The sequence below is a fragment of the Candidatus Coatesbacteria bacterium genome (assembly GCA_014728225.1).
In the GTDB taxonomy this organism is placed as follows: domain Bacteria; phylum RBG-13-66-14; class RBG-13-66-14; order RBG-13-66-14; family RBG-13-66-14; genus WJLX01.
On record WJLX01000153.1, the window covers coordinates 1 to 17248 of the forward strand.

Below are 17248 nucleotides of genomic sequence, written 5' to 3' on the forward strand. Positions count from 1 at the left end.
AGGAGAGCTGCCCCTAGTACGAGAGGATTGGGGTGGACGAACCTCTAGTGTACCGGTTGTCGCGCCAGCGGCACCGCCGGGTAGCTATGTTCGGACCGGATAAGCGCTGAAAGCATCTAAGCGCCAAGCCGCCTCCAAAACGGGTCTTCCCGGGGCCTCGAGCCCCCTAAAGGCACCTCGGAGACTACGAGGTCGATAGGACGCTGGTGTACGCACAGCGATGTGTTCAGCCTAGCGTTACTAATCTGCCGTGAGGCTTGACCATCATCTAACCAAACGGTCGGGACCCTCCACCGGTCCCGGCCGACGAACTCCTACGTAACTCATTTACGCCGCATCCCAAAGTGCGCAACCGACCAAACCTGCTTCCATCACCGAGCGTAACGGCTTGGTCTTTTGGTGGCGATAGCGGAGGGGAAACACCCGTTCCCATTCCGAACACGGAAGTAAAGCCCTCCAGCGCCGATGGTACTGCAGGGGTAACTCTGTGGGAGAGTAGGTCACTGCCAAGAGGCCATTATTAAAGGGGACCGGACTTGTCCGGTCCCCTTTTTACTATAGAGATCGTCAACCGTGTTCGGAGCGCTACCTGTCTGTAACCTGCTGATAACATACGGGATGGGCTGTTTTTCTGTCCGCGCTATAGGCTGTATTTTCCCTGGGGTAAATGGAAGAGATACGTGAATGATTATACGCACAGGCTAAAATATACAAAGCTCGCTAAAGATAAGAAAATGATAGCCCGTTTTTCTGTCCAGGTGTTTCAGCGGTACGGGTCGCCAAGGACCTGGGCATTCATCGCAATACGGCATATCGTTACGACAAGCGAATCCGTGAGCGCCTCGCCGCCGCTCGCCAGGCCGAGCTAGACCCGACGATCTACACCGTTACGCCGACGGCCGGCGGGCCTGGACGAAACTGTCGCTCAACGGTTTACACCACAGGCGGAACAAGCACCAGAAAGAGTTCGCCAACGGAAAGAACCATATCAACGGTGTCGAGAGCTTCAGGGGCTACGCCAAACGACGGCTAAAGGCCTCTCACGGCGGCTTTAAACGCAACTTCAGGAGCTTTGTCAGAGAAAGGTCGTTCCGCTTCGACCGTCTAGTCGATAAAAAACGCGCTCAACTACCTCAGGAGCAGACTTCGCGCTTGTTGATAATGAGGTAATAATCCCATACTCTTTGGCCACTTCGCACTGTGGCTTTACCCGGTGGGAGGGCGCTCCCCGATATCCCGTCAGCGAAAACCGCGCGGGCCCCTGCCAAGAGGCCATTATTAGGGAGGTCGGATTTTTCCGACCTCTCTTTTTAATATCTCACCACTGCAGCTTTACCCGGTGGGAGGGCGCTCTCTAAATTATTGATAAGGTGCAATTATGTGGTGATGGATGTAGGATCGGGATTTTAATCCCGACCGCGTAATCGAAAAGGGCGGGACTGAAGCCCCGCCCCTACATTAGCAACTCTCTCAATGGATCACTACTGGGATAGGTATGATGATCGATGGCCGATGAACGTCGAATGGCGGAGACGGAGTCCCCGCGCTACAGAGCAAGCCCGTAGGGGCGATGAGTCCCCGGTCGCCCGCGATTTGTGCTATTGGGTTGTTTACCCCTCACCCTGACCCGTGGGCGATGCTCCTCCCCATGGGGGAGAGGGGAACCGGTTGATTATCAAATGACGTGTGGCACGGGTTCTAGAGACCCGTGCGCGGCCCGTCAGGGCCGCTTATTGTTTGGCGTTCGATGCCATCAATACCATACCGTCCACCATTGCCCCTGTAGGGTCGGGATTTTAATCCCGACCGCGTAATCGAAAACGGGCGGGACTGAAGCCCCGCCCCTACATTAGCAACTCTCTCAGTGGATCACTACCGGGATAGGTATGATGATCAATGGCCGATGAACGTCGAATGGCGGGGACGGAGTCCCCGCGCTACAGAGCATGCACGTAGGGGCGATGAGTCCCCGGTCGCCCGCGTTATTTGTAATCGGGAGGGTTGACCCTCACCCTGACCCGTGGGATGAATCCGCCGGTGTCCGGCCGTGTCATAATCGGCTTCGTATCGTTCCGCTTTTGTTACAATCGGCATTCACCGACGCCCCACCAACCCAAGGAGCCCGATGCCCTACTGGCTGGAGCTGATCATCGGTATCGCCGCCCTGATCCTGGGCGCCGACCTGCTGGTCCGCGGCGCGGCGACCATCGCCCGCGGCCTCGGAGTGGCGCCCATCGTCATCGGGCTGACCCTGGTGGCCTACGGCACCTCGGCGCCGGAGTTCGCCGTCAGCGCCACGGCGACCCTGCGCGGCGTGGGCTCGATCGCCCTGGGCAACGCCCTGGGCTCCAACGTGGCCAATATCGGCCTGGTGCTGGGGGTCTCGGCCCTGCTACGGCCGATCACCGTCGAGCGGAACATCGTCAAGCGCGAGGCGCCCCTGCTGGTGCTCGTCGCCCTGTTGTTCCCCCTGGTCTTCCTCGACGGCTACCTGGCCCGCTGGGAGGGCCTGCTGGCCTTCGCCGGCGGGATCGCCTTCACCGTCTGGAGCCTGAAAACCTCCAAGAAGCGCGAGAACGTCCCCGAAAAGATCGAGCTCGAGGCCAAGTCCTGGCTGGTCAACCTGCTGTTCGTCGGCCTGGGCGTCACCGGACTGGTCTTCGGCGGCGACTGGATCGTCAACGGCGCCGGCGAGCTGGCCCTGCGCCTGGGGCTTAGCCCCCGGGTCATCGCCCTGACCGTCGTCGCCGTCGGCACCTCCCTGCCCGAGCTGGCCACCTCGGTGACGGCGATGATCAGGGACGAAAGCGACATCGCCATCGGCAACATTATCGGCTCCAACCTGTTCAACCTGCTGTTCGTGCTCGGAGGGGCCGTCGGCCTGGCCCCGGTGACCCTGGAAGCCGAGATCGTCGCCTGGCCCGGAGTGTGGTTCGACGCCGCCGTCGGACTGGGGCTGGCCGTCCTGCTCTGGCCCTTCGCCTCGAGCAAGCTGACCCTGGAGCGCTGGGAGGGGGGTATCCTGCTGGCGGCCTACGCGGCCTACATCTACTTCAGCATAACGCTGGGGTGAGTCGATGGCTTACTGGTTGAGCATCGTCCTCGGTCTGGCGGCTCTCGTCGTCGGGGCGGAGTTGCTGGTTCGCGGCGCCAAGCGTCTCGCCCTGGGTTTCGGGCTCTCTCCCGTCGTGATCGGGTTGACACTGGTGGCCTACGGCACCAGCATGCCCGAGCTGTCGGTCAGCGCTCAGGCGGCCCTGGCCGGTGAAGGCGCCATCGCACTGGCCAACGTCACCGGCTCCAACATCGCCAACCTGGCCCTGATCGCCGGGCTGGTCGCCCTGGTCCGCCCCGTCAAGGTCGAGCACGTCCTGCTGCGGCGCGAACTGCCCCTGCTGCTAGGGTTGGGACTCGTCTTCTCCCTCCTGCTCCTCGACGCGAACCTGGCGCGCTGGGAGGGATTGCTGCTCCTGGGCGGCGGAGCGGCCTTCACCTTCTGGAGCCTGCGGGGCGCCCGGGGGGAGGGTTGGGAAAGGCCGCAGCGTCAACGCCTGACCCCCCGGGAGTGGATCGTCTATCCGGCCCTGGTGCTGATCGGGATCGCCGGACTGTGGTGGGGCGGGGGGCGACTGGTAGACGGCGCCGTCGCGCTGGCCGACCGTTTGGGCATGTCCACCCGCCTGATCGGCTTGAGCATCGTCGCCGTCGGCACCTCGCTGCCCGAGCTGGCCACCTCCCTGATCGCCCAACTGCGCGGCGAGTCGGACATCGCCTTGGGCAACCTCGTCGGCTCGAACATCTTCAACCTGACTGTGGTGCTGGGTACCGCGTCAACGCTGGCTCCGGTCGGCGTGGAAGGCGGATCGAGCCTATGGTTGGACCTGGGAGCCGTCATCCTGGCGGCCGTCCTGCTCTGGCCCTTCGCCTCGAGCAAGCTGACCCTGGAGCGCTGGGAGGGGTGTATCCTGCTGGCGGCCTACGCAGCCTACATCTACTTCAGTATAACGCTGGGGTGAAAACCTCGTGGCAACGCACCGCGGGTACCGAAGCGCTTGATAAAAAAGGGACGACTGATTGCAAGTCGAGGTATAAATCTGTTAAATTGAATATGAACTAGACCAGAACCTGAAATCCGGGGAGGACGACCAATGCCCGAACTCAAATGCGTCAAGGTGCCGGCGAAGTTCGCCGGACCCTTCCAGCGGGCGGAGGAGCTGATGAAGGATTACTTCAGCAGCCTGGCCCAAAAACCCGCCGAGGGCCACCTGGTCGCCGGCAAGCAGGACCGCTACATCCTCTGCTTCAGCGCCAACATCGGCTACGAGCTCCAGCGCGAGTACCGGGAACGCTTCGGCCGGGCCGCTCGTTTCTTGATCTACCGCTTCGGTTACACCCTGGGCAGTCGGGACTGCCATCGTTTCATGGAGACCAACGGCGTCGATGACGCGATGATGCGGTTGGCCCTGGGGCCGGTCTACTTCGCCTACTGCGGAATGGCCAACGTCGAGATCCTGGAGGCCAGCCACCCCAGCGCCGACGATGACTTCCTGCTGGTCTACAAGCACCACAACTCCTTCGAATCCCACGCCTTCGTCGAGAACGGCGAGCTGGCCGAGGAGCCCGTCTGCCTGATCAACGCCGGTTATTCGGCGGGCTGGTGCTCGGTGGCCTTCGGCATCGAGGTCACCGCCGAGGAGCTGACCTGCGAGGCCGCCGGCGACGAGAGCTGCCTGTTCGTGATGGCGCCCTCACGGCTGCTGGTGGAGCGCATCAGCGAGCTGACCCGCCGCGGCGGAGCCCTCGAGCACATCGGCTGAGGTGACCTTGCTTCAGCGGTCGTCCTGTCCTAAACTCGTCGCTCGAAGGATCGTCGATTAACTCCCCCGAGACCAAGCGAGGTTCCATGCCGGACAAACCCGAGGACAAGCCCCGCCGGATGCGCGTCGAGCTGCCCGATAACGTCGCCGCGGGCAACTACACCAACGCCGCTCACATCGCCGTCACCCCGGCCGAGTTCATCATCGACTTCGCCCGGGCCCTGCCCGGGGTCAAGAAGATCAAGGTCCACAGCCGGATGATCCTGCCGCCCCTGGCCGCCAAGGCGCTGGCCAAGCGTCTCGAGCAGGCCGTGGCCGGTTACGAGAAGAAGTTCGGCGAGATCAAGCAGCCCGGCGGCCGCCGACCGCCCTTCGATTTCGGTTCCTTCGACGGCGATCCCAGCGTCAACTAACGTTCTCCAGGAGGGCCCTTGTCCAGTCCAGCCGCTTCCCGCCAGCAGACCTTCGCCGAGGCCTTTTTCTCGCGCCGCTTGGGCCGCGACGTCCGGGCCGGGGAGATCATCACCGCCGCCCCAGACGTCGTCCTCTCCCACGACAACACCGCCGCCATCATCGGTAACTTTCGCAAGATGGCCGGCGAGGACGGCCGGGTCGAGTATCCGGAACGGGTCGCCGTCGTGCTCGACCACACCGTCCCGGCGCCCAGCTCCAAGCACGCCGGCAACCACGCCAAGATCCGCGACTTCGTCAAGGCTCAGAAAATCAACAACTTCTACGACCTGGGCCGCGGCGGCATCTGCCACCAGGTGCTGCCCGAAATGGGCCATGTCCGCCCCGGCGATCTGATCGTCGGCAGCGACTCCCACACCCCCACCCACGGCGCCCTGGGGGCCTTCGCCTGCGGCATCGACCGCACCGAGACCGCCGGGCTCTGGCTGCAGCGCGAGACCTGGTTCAAGGTCCCCCAAACCATCCGCTTCGACCTCGGCGGTGAGTTCCAGCGTTGCGTCTTCGCCAAGGACCTGATCCTGCGCCTGATCGGCCTCGTCGGCGCCGCCGGGGCCAACTACCGCTCCGTCGAGTTCGCCGGACCCGGTGTCGCCGCCCTGTCCCTGGACGAACGGTTGACCATCACCAACCTGGCCGCCGAGATGGGCGCCAAGAACGCCTGCTTCCCCGTCGACGACACCACCCGGGAATGGCTCGACCACCGCGGGATCGCCTACGACCCGGACCGCATCGTCCCGCTGGACGACGCGGCCGACTTCGAGCGCCGCGAGAGCGTCGACCTGGGCGGCATCGAGCCGATGGTCGCCCTGCCCCACAAGGTCGACAACGTCGCCAAGGTGAGCGAGGTGGAGGGTAAGCCCTTCCAGCAGGGCCTGATCGGTACCTGCACCAACGGGCGGCTCTCCGATCTGGCCGAGGCCGCCGCCGTCCTCGAGGGACGCCGCGTACATCCCGACGTCCGCCTGCTGGTCCTGCCCGCCTCCGAGGAGGTCTACGACGCGGCCCTGGCCGAGGGCCACCTGGCCGTGTTGCACCGCGCCGGAGCCGTGATCCTCAACTCCGGCTGCGGACCCTGCCTGGGGGCCCACCAGGGCGCCCTGGCCCCCGGCGAAACCTGCCTCTCCACCGCCAACCGCAACTTCAAGGGCCGCATGGGCTGCGCCGAGGCCGAGATCATCCTGGCCTCACCGGCCACCGTGGCCGCCTCCGCCGCCAAGGGCGTCCTCAGCGATCCACGCAAGACACTCTGCGAGTGAAGGGGACGATGGGATCGAGTATCATACCCACGTAGGGTGGGGGCTCCGCCCCCCGCCGCCGACTATTCAGAGCATTAGGGGACGGCGGACCGCAGAGGGTCCGCCCTACGTGGGGTGGCGCAACTCAAGCCCTACGACGTAGGGCGGGGGCTCCGCCCCCCGCCGCCGACTATCCAGAGCACTGCTGGGACGGCGGACCGCAGAGGGTCCGCCCCACGTGGGGTGGCGCAACTCAAACCCTGCGACGTAGGGCGGGGGCTCCGCCCCCCGCCGCCGAATCTCCAGAACACTGCTGGGACGGCGGACCGCAGAGGGTCCGCCCTACGTGGGTCGGGCTGTTTGGAAACCCTGAGAAGCACAGGAACCGCGTAACACGCGCAATGAGAGGGAAGGAAGTCTGCTTCAGGTAGTTGGTCGGATAATGATGAATACCTTGAAGAGGCTATTATGGGGTAGACTTTTAGCCCGACAAGCAACAAGCAGAATCCAGGCAGTTATTACTGTTCAGCTTACAGTTTGCTAAGCGGACCAGCGGTCCGTTACCCAGGTTGGAGAACCTCTGCTCCAGGGGGGTCTAGCGTTTATCGCGCCAATTGCAATGAAGAACAGTCTCTCTAGTCTGATTAAACTCAACTATGCTGAAGGATTGGTAGTCAAACGTCCCGCTCCCCCTACGTCGAGGCAACCCACCCCCAGCCAAAGGACCGCCCATGACCCGTGTCTGGACCTACGGCGACGACGTCAACACCGATCAGATGTTCCCCGGCAAGTACACCTACACCTGCTCGACCCCCGAGGAGATCGCCCCCCACCTCTTCGAGGATCTTGACGCGACGTTCGCCGCGGAAGCGAGCGCCGGTGACGTAATCCTCGCCGGCGAGTACTTCGGCTGCGGCAGCTCCCGGGAGCATCCGGCCAAGGGACTGCGCCACGTCGGCGTCCGCGCCGTGATAGCAAAAAGCTTCGCCCGGATCTTCTTCCGCAGCGCCATCAACCAGGGCCTGTTGGTCATCGAGTGCCCGGCAGCCGTCGAGGCCTACTCGACGGGCGACGAGGTGACCGTCGACGAGGAGAACGGCGTGGTCAAGGTCGGCGGCGAGGAGTTCGCCTTCGCCGCCTACCCGCCCAAGGTGCGGGCCATCCTCGAGGCCGGCGGCCTGGTGCCCTACCTGCAGTCGCAGAAGTAAGCCCTCCGAGTTGACCCGCCGATAGCAAACGACCGCCGCGCGGCGGTCGTTGACGTTAGGACGGCGGCTCCCGCCAGGAGGGATCGAGGCGGTGGCGCGAGTTCTTGCCCGCCGACCTCCCGTCAAAGGGAGGTCGGCGGTGAGCAAGAACCGTGACACCGCCGGCGCGGGCGGCGGCGTCAGTCCGCTAATCGTTTGGCTGCCAGATGTCCTCGGCCTCATCGACCAGACGACGGAACTCGGCGGTGTCGCGGATGTCGTCGAAGTCGTGGTCCTCGAGGTAGCGGGTGGTGACGGTCTTGAGGGTCTTGCGCAGCCATTCCAGGGCTTCCTGGGTTTCGCCCTGCAGTGACTTGACGCAGGCGATGTTGAAGGCGGCGGTGTAGTTGGTCTGGTCCAGACGGAAGGCGCGCTCGAACTTTTCCAGGGCGGCGGCGTATTCGCCCTTGAGGTATAGATCGAAGCCCTCCGAGGTCAGGATCGGTGATTGCGTCTTGCCGTCCATGGTCGAGTCGACGATCGGCTCGCCCCAGGCGTAGCCGAGGATCTTATGCAGCTCGGCGTAGTCGGGGTCGTCCTTGAGTTCAGCGAGGTCCTTGTGATCGAGGCGGGGCTGGACGGACAGCTTGATACTGCGCTGCAGCCACTCGAGAGCCTGCTCGCTTTCGCCCAGCTTGGTGTAGGCCCGGGAGACGTTGAAGGCCAGCGCGTCGTTGGTCGGTGTCAACTCGAAGGCCGCCAGCCAGTCCTCGAGGGCCGCCTGGTAGTCGCCGGCTTTGAAGGCCTCCGCGGCGGTTTCGTCGAGTTCGTCGGTCTCGACGGAGGTTTCGAGCTGTTCCAGCTCGCTGCAGCCTGGAGCGGTGAAGAGCGCGAGACACAGGCCCAGCGTCAGAATCAGGTTACGCATCGGTCGCTTCCCCCTGTCGGCTTGGTCGAGGTTGTCATTCTAGCTCATCGGGCGCCGTTTCGCCAGCCTGCCGATCGGCGTCGGTTTCAGCTTCGGTCCCGGCGGGAGGCGGCGCCTCGTACATCGCGGCGGCCAGCTCCTCCAGGCGCTCAAACTCGGGGTGATCACGCAGGGGGTCGAGGTCGAAATCGTTGAAACGCTCCTGGAAGTAGGCACGCAGGCTCTTGCGCAGCCATTCCAGGGCGCTCTGCTCATCACCGACCAGGGAGAAGCAGCAGGCGGCGTTGAAAGCGTAAACCTCGTCTTGATCGGTGCGGAAGGCGGCGCTGTAATGCTGGGCGGCACGGGCGTAATCACCTTTTTCGTAGGCCTGGCGGGCCTCGGAGGCTGAGCCGCCGCCCGGGGTGAAGACCTCGACGTGGGCTTCGCGCTCACAGCCGACGAACAGCAACAGGCCGAGAACTAGGGCCGGGGTAATGATTCGACGCATTGCGGGCTCCCGGTTGCTGGTGGAATGTCAACAGGCCGCTCTATTAACATTGGATACGTCGGCTGGGGATCGGGTTTCACTCGGCGGGGAAGCTGAAGTCGACCCCGGCGCGGTAGAAGGTGACCTCATCCCCGCTGCCACGGCGCTGGAAGACCAGAGTGCCCGTATCCTCGTCGCCGACCAGGGCCGGGTAGGCGATGCTGATGTCGTCGAACTGCTCGTCGAGCCACTGGAGCCCGCCGTCGTCGATGGAGACCAGAGCGGCGAAACCACCGGGATAACCGCCGGGCAGCCAGCAGAACAGGTAATCCCCGGCGGGCGTCACTTCGAAGTCCAGCTCGATGGGCACCGGTGAGAAATCGCTGACCTGCTCGAGGCTGCCGTCGCTCGGATCGACGCGCCGGATCTGACCGCCGGCCACGCCGTAGATCCAGGCACCGTCGGCCGACCACTCCAGGTTGGTCAACACCGTGTCTGTGAGCGGCTCGTCGGCCGCCTCGAGGTCGACGAGGTACAGGCCGTCCTCCCGGGCCACGACCAGGCGGTCGCCCGCCGGAGACCAGGCGGCCTCCAAACCGTCGGTCAGGTAGGCGTCGCTTTCGCCGAGGCGGTCGTAGAGCCGGATATGGTTGTAGGTCCAGTCGTTGAGTTCGGCGTAGACCACCCGGGTGCCGTCGGGGGAAAAGCGGGGCCGGCCGTGCTCCAGGACGCAGTTGCGCCGAACGATGGTCTCCCGCTCGCCGGTGGTGTCGTAGAGCCGGATCTGGTAGTAGGGTGCGGTGGTCTCGTTATCGTAGAAGTAGCAGGCGATCTCCGCGGCGTCGGCGCAGAGGTCGGTATCATGCACCGGCCCGTCGATGATCGTGAACAGCTCCTCGACGGCGCCGAGGCGAAAACCGCGCTGGAGTAGGCCGTCCGTGGCGGTGTCGCAGCCCGTGACGCCGACGATGAGGATGATCGACAGGGCCAAGGCGCTGATCAGCTTCTGCATGGCGTTTCCTCAGAGGGCGGATGAAGAAGAATCTTAGGACGGACGGGGGGTGGTGTCAACCCGCTCCGTGAGGGACAAACTGGAGAAGCAAGCACAACGGACGCCCGGGGGCGTCCGTTGTCGCACTCAGGTTGGATGATTGTGCGGTCTAGAGCCGCTCGGCGACGGCCTCGGCGACCTTGAGGGTCCCGGCGGCCTTGTCGCGGCCGACGATGTCGTAGGTCTTGGGGGCCTGGGCATCGGCGTAGAGGGCGGTGACGGCCTTCCAGATGCGCCCGGCGGCCTCGTGCTCGCCCAGCCACTGGAGCATGATCCGGGCGGCGAGGAACATCGCCGTCGGATTGACCACGAACTGGCCGGCGTACTTGGGCGCCGAGCCGTGGTTGGGCTCGAAGACGCCGTAGTCGGCGCCGATGTTGCCGCTGGCGCCGAAGCCCAGCCCGCCGACGAGCTGACAGCCCTCGTCGGAGATGATGTCACCGAACATGTTGCTGGTCACCAGGACGTCGTAGGCCTCGGGGTTCTTGATAAACCACATCGCCGTGGCGTCGACGTTCTCCTCGTTGGTCTCTAGGCCGGGGAACTCCTTGGCGACCTCGTTGAAGATCTCCAGGAACAGGCCGTCGGTCTGGCGGATGACGTTGGCCTTGTGGACGGCGGTGACCTTCTTGCGGTCGAACTGCTTGGCGTAGTCGAAGGCGGAGCGGATGATGCGCTCGCAGCCCTTGCGGGTGAAGACGCGGCAGGAGATGGCCGTCTCCTCCTCGTCGGCGAAGCGCTCCAGGTTGGGCAGGATGCCGATGAGCTCCTTGGGCAGGGGCCGGGCCTCGACCATCGAGTACAGCCCTTCGGTGTTCTCGCGGAAGATGACCATGTCGATGTTGTCGCGGTAGTTGAGCGGCACCCCGGGGATGGCCTTGATCGGGCGCATGTTGGTGTACAGGTCCATCCTTTGGCGGATCTGCAGGATCGCGCTCTTGAAACCTTTGACGCCGGGGCGCGAGGTGATGGCGCCGAAGAGGCAGGCGTCGGTGCTCTCCAGCACATCCCAGGTCTCGGGCGGGACCGTATTGCCTTTGGCCTCCCACATGCACCAGCCGGCGTCGGCGTCCACCCAGTCGATGTCCAGCTCGAGGGCGTCCATGATGATCATGGCCGCTTTCATCACGTCGTGCCCGACGTCGTCGCCGGGAATACGGGCGATCTTGTAACCCATCTCTCTCCCTGTCGGTCGCCCCGCTTGGGGCTGATCGGTTGCTGCGGATCGTCAGAACGGGTTGACTAGCTGGAGGTTATCAGCGCCGCAAGCGCTCGTATCAGCAACGGCTGATTGTAACACGGGGCCGCCGCTCGGGCAACCGTCGGGTGCCGCCCCCGGCGGCGTCACGGTTCTTGCTCGCCGCTCCGATCCGCTTTGGCGAGCGGATCGAAGCGGGCAACAACCGCGCCGCGCCTGACGTTCCAGCCGTCCCGTCCGGCCGCTGTCGAACCGGTCCGCTGACGGGTGAGCGAAGGATGGGCGCCACACTCCCCCGCCATGTTGGGGGTCGCCTCGGGGTGTAAACGAACGGCCGGAGGGAATAGGCCCGGCCGCTATGCGTTACTAGGGGTGGGGTTACTGGTACAGGCTCTTGAGAGGCCCCCATGAAGTGGTTACAGCAAGTAATTTGGAGTCTACGATATCGTACCACTACTTATTGAGCCACTCGCCGTCGGTTTTTTCTCGCCGTCGGTTTTACGAGGAAGAAGTCGGCTTCGGCGATTGCCAGATAAGTGTAGTCTTCTATCGTTACCCGGATATCGTAGGCCACGCCCTCGAGGGCGCCGGTGTCGCAGGCGGGCTCGCTGAAGTCTTGAGGCAGGGTAAGGGTTAGTTGAATGTTGTCGGCCCCGGTGATTTCGAACATAGCTTCGGCGGCGTCCAGTTCGTCCTGCAGGCCCCAGGAGGCCGGTATCTCGTCGACGACGTCGGCATCGTCGAAGTAGAAGACGAAATCATCGGCGAAGATAGTCTGGTACAAGTCGATGTCGGCTTCCTCCCAGCACTGCTCCAGCAGCAGGATGGCGCCTTCGACGGTATCCAGCCCCGCCTCGGGTTCGGCCTCGGTGCCGGTGTCGCAGGCGGTGAGGAGGAGGGCGGCCGCCGGGCGGATTGCCGTAGTGGCTGAACCTGTCAGCGGTCCTTCTGTGGGTTGAGTAATGAGGGGGTCTTCTACAAGCCGGTGGTGCCGGTGCGGTGGCGGAACTTGAGCCGGCCCCAGGTGGTGTCGCCGGCGATCTCGTAGGGGATGACCTCCCAGATGTCGGTGCACAACCACTGTTCGTCGCGGCCCTCGCCGTAGCGCTGCAGGCGGATGTTGCAGTCGCCCTGGGCGATGCGCAGCTCGCCGGCCACGCGCAGCTCGAGGTGGTAGGTGATCTCGTAGACCTTGAGCACGTCGGAGTCCGGCGGGTACTCGACGAAGTCCCAGTGACGGTCGAAGGACAGGGAGATGTCGGCGGCGTCGACGAAGAGCTTCCGCACGCCGTCGAGCTCCTCGTCGCGGCCCCAGGAATCCGGCGCCCCGAGAGCGGTGTCGTTGTCGTCGAAGTGGAAGGTGAACTCCGGGGCCAGCAGCTCGGCGTAGGCATCGGCATCGGCGGATTCCCAGGCGGCCTCGGCGGCGTCGAGGAAGTGCTGCAGCGGGGCGGGGTTGGACTGGCTCTCCCGCTGACAGGCCGATACGGTGACTAGAGCGGCCAGCAGGCAGGTGATGACTACGGCGGCTTTACGTAGAGTCGGCATGGCTGGGTCCCCCGGGTGGGCGGGTCTAGTCGTCGTGGCGGTCGTAGTCGCTCAGCAGGGCCTCGTAGCCCCGGTCCGCGGTCAAACGGCGCGTCTCGGCCACGGGGCCGACGTCGGGGGCCAGGTAGAGCTTCCACTGGGGGGTGAAATCGTCCCCGTCGCCGTCGTAGGTGAAGCACAGCAGCAGGCAATCCGCGAACTCGCCGGCGGGGGTGGTGACGGTCCCGGCCGCGGTGACTTCGGCCGCCCAGCCGTCGCCGGACCAGGCCGTCCCGGCCTCGAGGGGCAGCTCGAGGCGCTCGGTCAGCTCGCGCCACTCGCCGAGGTTATTCAGAAAATCGAGGAACTGCAGGCCGTCGCCGTCGTGGCGGACGAACATGTACATCACCTGACGGGTCAAATCGTCGAAGACGTAGAGCGGACCGTCGGCGGGCGGACCCCAGCGGTCGGGTTCGTAGCCCGCTGGAGCGATCTCGCGATAGACCGTCTCGACGCTGACGGCGTCCAGCTCGTGGAAGGCCAGGGCGTACTCGTAGCTCGTCCCCTCGAGGGGCAGGTAGTCGGCGGCGCCGGCCGTCGTGACAACGAGCAGTGGGATGAAAACCGCGATCCGTTTAACGGTACTCATACTTGACCGCCCCCCAGCTTTGGGCCACCTTCGTCAGTTGCGGAAAATAGAAATCGCGCCAATCGACGATGTACCATGCGCCGCCGTTTTTGTTCAGTTCGACGGACAGAATGCCCTGGCACTGAACCAGCCCGGTGTCGTCGTTGATCCGCAGATCGTAGGCGACGTTGGGACTGGTGAAGGTGTCGCCCTCGGGCGCGGTGTAGTCGGGAACGTCGAGGCGCAGGTAGATGTCGGCTGGAGCCACGGCGGCGAACAGGTTGGCGGCGGAGTTCAGCTCCTCCGCCAGGCCCCATTGCTCGGGCAGACCGGCGTCGACATCGTCATCGTCGAAGTGGTAGGTGAAGCCGAGGTCCTCGGCGAACAGGGTGGTGAAGCCGGCGAGATCGCCGTCCTCGTAGGCGCGTTCGAGCTCGGTGAAGACCTCGCCCACCGTCGAGCGGAGGCCTTCGTCGTCCTTGTCGGCGGTCGGTGAAGCGCAGCCGCCCAGGAACACAATACCCGTCAGGCCCAGCAGACCCGCCAGGAGGCATGGCAGTCGCTTGCTTTTCATTGATAGCCTTTCGTCGGTCCCCGCTGTTGCCGGTTGGTTATCGGGATGTCTCGGCGGCGGGTGTTTCCGCCTCGGCGTCGGTGCGCTCGGCCAGGTCCTCCTCGATTTCCCCGTCGAGGTCGCCCAGGCTCTCCTCCAGACCGCGGGCCATCTCCTCGAGGGCGGCCTCCATCTGCGGGGCGAACTCCATGAAGCCCTCGATGAACCCCTTGCCGAACTGGGCGGCGATCTCGCCGAAGTTGTAGCCCAGCTTGGCGAAGGCCTCGCCGAAGGCGTAGCCCCATTCCTCCCAGTCGTCACCCAGCTCGGCGAGGATCAGCTCGCCCACCCGGCGCTGGCGCTCCGGGTCCTTCTCCAGCTCCCGGGAGTAGGCGTCGTACTCCTCCGGAGTGACGCCGTACTCCTCGTAGACGGCGTCGGCCTCGGAGCCGAGGAAGCCCGCCGCCACCAGCTCGACGGTCATGCGGGCATAGGTCTCCTCGTCCATCACCGGCTCCTCGTCGCAGGCGATCAGGACCAGCAGCGGCAGGAATAACAACGTCAGGGCGCGGCGCATCATCTACCTCCCGGGTCGTTGTCTCAAGCTGACAGCTCCAGTGGTTAGTATAGCCCAGGACTTCCACTCTGTCACTCTCCGCCCTCCTCCAGGCCGACCAGGAAGCGCCTGATCTTGCCCGTCGAGGTCCGGGGGAAGGGCTCCGTACGCAGATAGAGGTCCTTGATGCGTTTGTAGGAAGCCAGCTTGTCGTTTACCCGCTGGATCTCGGCCTCGATCAAGCTCCGGGCGTAGGCCCCGTCGGCCCGGACGCCCTCCGCGGAGGCGCGTTCCTTGACGTACTCCCAGTCCGGCAGGGCCAGCAGGACCACGTCCTCGCGGTTGCCCTCGGGCAGGCGGCGGCCGCTGACGATGAACTCCTCCAGCAGGGGGTCGTCGGCGAAGTAATCCTCGAGCTCCTCGGGGTAGACGTTCTTGCCGGCGGCGGTGACGATGACGTTCTTGAGCCGGCCGGAGATGCGCAGCCGACCATCGGCGCCGATCCAGCCGATGTCGCCGGTGCGGAACCAGCGCGCGTACCACTCGGGATGGGCGGCCTTGACCTCGGCCAGACCGTCGCCGGCGCTGTAGAGCAGGCGCCCCTCCGGGCGGTGCTCGCGCTGCGGCGGCGTCTCCATGGCGAAGAAACCCTCGCGGTTGGCCAGGTCGTTGGCCAAATAGCCCGGGGTCACCTGGGGGCCGCGGATGCAGATCTCACCCTCGCCCAGCTCGTTGGGGTTGTCCAGGTGCATCTCGGCGGCGTAGAAGATCGGTCCGACGGATTCCGGCGCCCGCAGGCGGGCGCCGTTGTAGTTGAGGTTGGTCGTCGGGCTGCACTCGGTCAGGCCGTAGCCCATGATGCAGAGGATCCCCAGCCGCTCGAAGCCCCGGGCCACCGCGGGTGACAGTGCCGCGGCGCCGGAGATGAAGGCTCGCACCGCGCCCAGACCGGCCTTCTCCCGCAAACTACGGAACAGCCCCTTGCCCCAGCGCCCGCCGAACAGCCGCCCGAAGCCCTCCAGCCCGTAGAGCAGGCCGATGACCAGGCGCTTGAAGAAGGGCAGTTGCTTCAGCTTGGCCCGCAGGCCCTTGTAGAGCTTCTCGAACAGCAGGGGCACCCCCAGCATCATCGTAATCCCGCCCTCGCGCATGTCGCGCAGCAGGTCCCGGCTGTTGAGCCGCTGGGCGTAGAGGATCGTCGAGCCGCTGTGGAGCTGGTTGAAGAAGCCGCAGGTGCACTCGAAGGTGTGGAACAGGGGCAGCACGGAGAGAAAGTTGTCCATGGGGCCGGTGTACATGGCGTAGTGGAGCTGCTTGACGTTGAAGGCCACGTTGCGGTGCAGCAGGCGCACGACCTTGCTGCTGCCCGTGGTGCCCGAGGTGAACAGGATCGCCAGCTCGTCCTCGGGTTGCGGCTTGTCGGCCGGCGGCTCGGCCTCGTCGACCACGGCCGCGGGATCGACCAGCTCCCAGTCGTCGAGGTTGATCAGGTGCTCGAGCTTCGGGAACTCCTCCCGGCGCCCCGCGACATCCTCGATAACCTGGCCTTCGCAGATCAACGCCTGGATCCCGCTCTTGGCGATCACCGCGCCGTACTCCGTCGGCGTCAGCAACTGGTCGATGGGCACCACGACGATGCCGCTGAGGATGATCCCGCAGTAGGCCAGCGGCCAGGCCGGCTGGTTGCGCGACAACAGGCCGACGCGGTCGCCCTTACTCAAGCCCAGCTCCCGCAGCCGGGCGTTGATCGCCAGGGCCCGCCTGGTGAACTCGCTGCCGGTGAAGACTCCAATCTCCTCGTCCTCACCGTAGCGGCCCTTGAGGAAGGGCTCGTCGGGCCAGCGCTCCCGGCGGTGGTAGACCAGCTCGGCCACCGTGGCCGGGAAGCCGTCAATCGGCGGGTGATACTCGCCATAGGGGCGAACGAAACGGGGATCGACCATGAGGGGGACCTCCGGACGGGGCTGGACGGCTGGAGAGTACGACGCCCTTGATTGTAAGTCAGCGCGCCCGACGGCGCAATGTGACTTTCGGACCGGGAGCGGGGGACGCCCTCGCCGGGCGGGGTACAGAGCCCCTGTCCTACGGGTTGGAGGGTATTGCAGGGTCGGCTCGAAAGAACCGACCGTCTATTCGTGAACGGGCGGGACTGAAGTCCCGCCCCTACATCAACGACTCTCGCATTGTACTGCTCCAGGGGCCGCCCTCCAGGGGGCGGATTACGACGGCGTCCGTCTCTATTCAGACGATCCCAACTGCGCTGATCCGGTTAACGGAGAGGCAGGTACAAATCTGACCGTAACAAATGGAGTTCTAAGCGTCGGTTCGGCTGTCGCTGAGATACTGGAGACAGGCAGTATTCCCAACAACGGTAAACTTGCCGCCCACCACATCTATTATCTCGTGTTTATTCAGCAGTAGTTTTCTTACTACAGAGCAAAGGAGTCGCCGGACAATCGGCGACACCTTTGGTATATCTATTGGAAATGAGCTTTAATCCAGCCAAAACTGCACTGTTGAACACCACTTCCTGAAAGTATTATAATAAACTTTGGTCTTTGCCATCTATAAATCATAACATCACTTGAAACTGCCTGCATATATCCTTCATATAATCGTAGTCCATTC

Annotated in this window: 16 protein-coding genes, 2 rRNA genes and 1 pseudogene; 9 read left to right on the forward strand and 10 right to left on the reverse strand. The window is 64.4% G+C overall.

Annotated features, from left to right (window positions below; translation table 11 throughout):
- From GF399_10855 to GF399_10895, 9 genes and pseudogenes are all read left to right on the forward strand, one after another.
- A 23S ribosomal RNA gene (locus tag GF399_10855) occupies nt 1-265 on the forward strand; the annotation flags it as partial.
- 130 nt (nt 266-395) lie between these two features.
- A 5S ribosomal RNA gene (gene rrf / locus GF399_10860) occupies nt 396-512 on the forward strand.
- 427 nt (nt 513-939) lie between these two features.
- Nucleotides 940-1032: pseudogene (locus GF399_10865) on the forward strand (IS1595 family transposase).
- A gap of 1093 nt (nt 1033-2125) precedes the next feature.
- Nucleotides 2126-3073, forward strand: coding sequence for a calcium/sodium antiporter (locus tag GF399_10870; GenBank protein MBD3400813.1), 948 nt, complete (start codon nt 2126-2128; stop codon nt 3071-3073).
- Nucleotides 3074-3077: 4 nt separating this feature from the next.
- Complete coding sequence (locus GF399_10875) at nt 3078-4016, forward strand: calcium/sodium antiporter (protein ID MBD3400814.1); 939 nt, start codon at nt 3078-3080, stop codon at nt 4014-4016.
- A gap of 132 nt (nt 4017-4148) precedes the next feature.
- A complete protein-coding gene (locus tag GF399_10880) occupies nt 4149-4817 on the forward strand; it encodes a hypothetical protein (protein ID MBD3400815.1) in 669 nt (222 codons plus the stop codon).
- An 86-nt stretch (nt 4818-4903) separates the two neighbouring features.
- Complete coding sequence (locus GF399_10885; protein MBD3400816.1) at nt 4904-5230, forward strand: DUF3467 domain-containing protein; 327 nt, start codon at nt 4904-4906, stop codon at nt 5228-5230.
- A gap of 18 nt (nt 5231-5248) precedes the next feature.
- The gene (locus GF399_10890; GenBank protein MBD3400817.1) at nt 5249-6544 is read left to right on the forward strand and encodes a homoaconitate hydratase family protein; all 1296 of its coding nucleotides are present in this window, start codon (nt 5249-5251) and stop codon (nt 6542-6544) included.
- Nucleotides 6545-7254: 710 nt separating this feature from the next.
- The gene (locus GF399_10895; protein MBD3400818.1) at nt 7255-7731 is read left to right on the forward strand and encodes a 3-isopropylmalate dehydratase; all 477 of its coding nucleotides are present in this window, start codon (nt 7255-7257) and stop codon (nt 7729-7731) included.
- A gap of 187 nt (nt 7732-7918) precedes the next feature.
- On the opposite strand, the gene GF399_10900 is transcribed toward GF399_10895, so the two are convergent.
- From GF399_10900 to GF399_10945, 10 genes are all read right to left on the reverse strand, one after another.
- Complete coding sequence (locus GF399_10900; GenBank protein MBD3400819.1) at nt 7919-8638, reverse strand: tetratricopeptide repeat protein; 720 nt, start codon at nt 8636-8638, stop codon at nt 7919-7921.
- A 34-nt stretch (nt 8639-8672) separates the two neighbouring features.
- Nucleotides 8673-9128, reverse strand: a complete 456-nt coding sequence (locus GF399_10905; GenBank protein MBD3400820.1) for a hypothetical protein — start codon at nt 9126-9128, stop codon at nt 8673-8675.
- A 76-nt stretch (nt 9129-9204) separates the two neighbouring features.
- Complete coding sequence (locus GF399_10910; GenBank protein ID MBD3400821.1) at nt 9205-10119, reverse strand: hypothetical protein; 915 nt, start codon at nt 10117-10119, stop codon at nt 9205-9207.
- A 148-nt stretch (nt 10120-10267) separates the two neighbouring features.
- Nucleotides 10268-11335: an isocitrate/isopropylmalate dehydrogenase family protein gene (locus GF399_10915; GenBank protein ID MBD3400822.1), complete on the reverse strand. Its 1068-nt coding sequence runs from the start codon at nt 11333-11335 to the stop codon at nt 10268-10270.
- Between the two features lie 478 nt (nt 11336-11813).
- Nucleotides 11814-12140, reverse strand: a complete 327-nt coding sequence (locus GF399_10920; protein ID MBD3400823.1) for a hypothetical protein — start codon at nt 12138-12140, stop codon at nt 11814-11816.
- Between the two features lie 191 nt (nt 12141-12331).
- On the reverse strand, nt 12332-12904 hold the full coding sequence (locus GF399_10925; protein ID MBD3400824.1) for a hypothetical protein: 573 nt from the start codon (nt 12902-12904) through the stop codon (nt 12332-12334).
- Nucleotides 12905-12929: 25 nt separating this feature from the next.
- Complete coding sequence (locus tag GF399_10930) at nt 12930-13532, reverse strand: hypothetical protein (GenBank protein MBD3400825.1); 603 nt, start codon at nt 13530-13532, stop codon at nt 12930-12932.
- Nucleotides 13519-14085, reverse strand: coding sequence for a hypothetical protein (locus GF399_10935; protein ID MBD3400826.1), 567 nt, complete (start codon nt 14083-14085; stop codon nt 13519-13521). Before GF399_10935 ends, GF399_10930 begins: the two co-directional genes overlap by 14 nt.
- A gap of 37 nt (nt 14086-14122) precedes the next feature.
- Complete coding sequence (locus tag GF399_10940; protein ID MBD3400827.1) at nt 14123-14641, reverse strand: hypothetical protein; 519 nt, start codon at nt 14639-14641, stop codon at nt 14123-14125.
- Nucleotides 14642-14712: 71 nt separating this feature from the next.
- Entirely contained in the window at nt 14713-16563 is a 1851-nt protein-coding gene (locus GF399_10945) for an AMP-binding protein (protein ID MBD3400828.1), read from the reverse strand.
- Nucleotides 16564-17248: the final 685 nt, after the last annotated feature.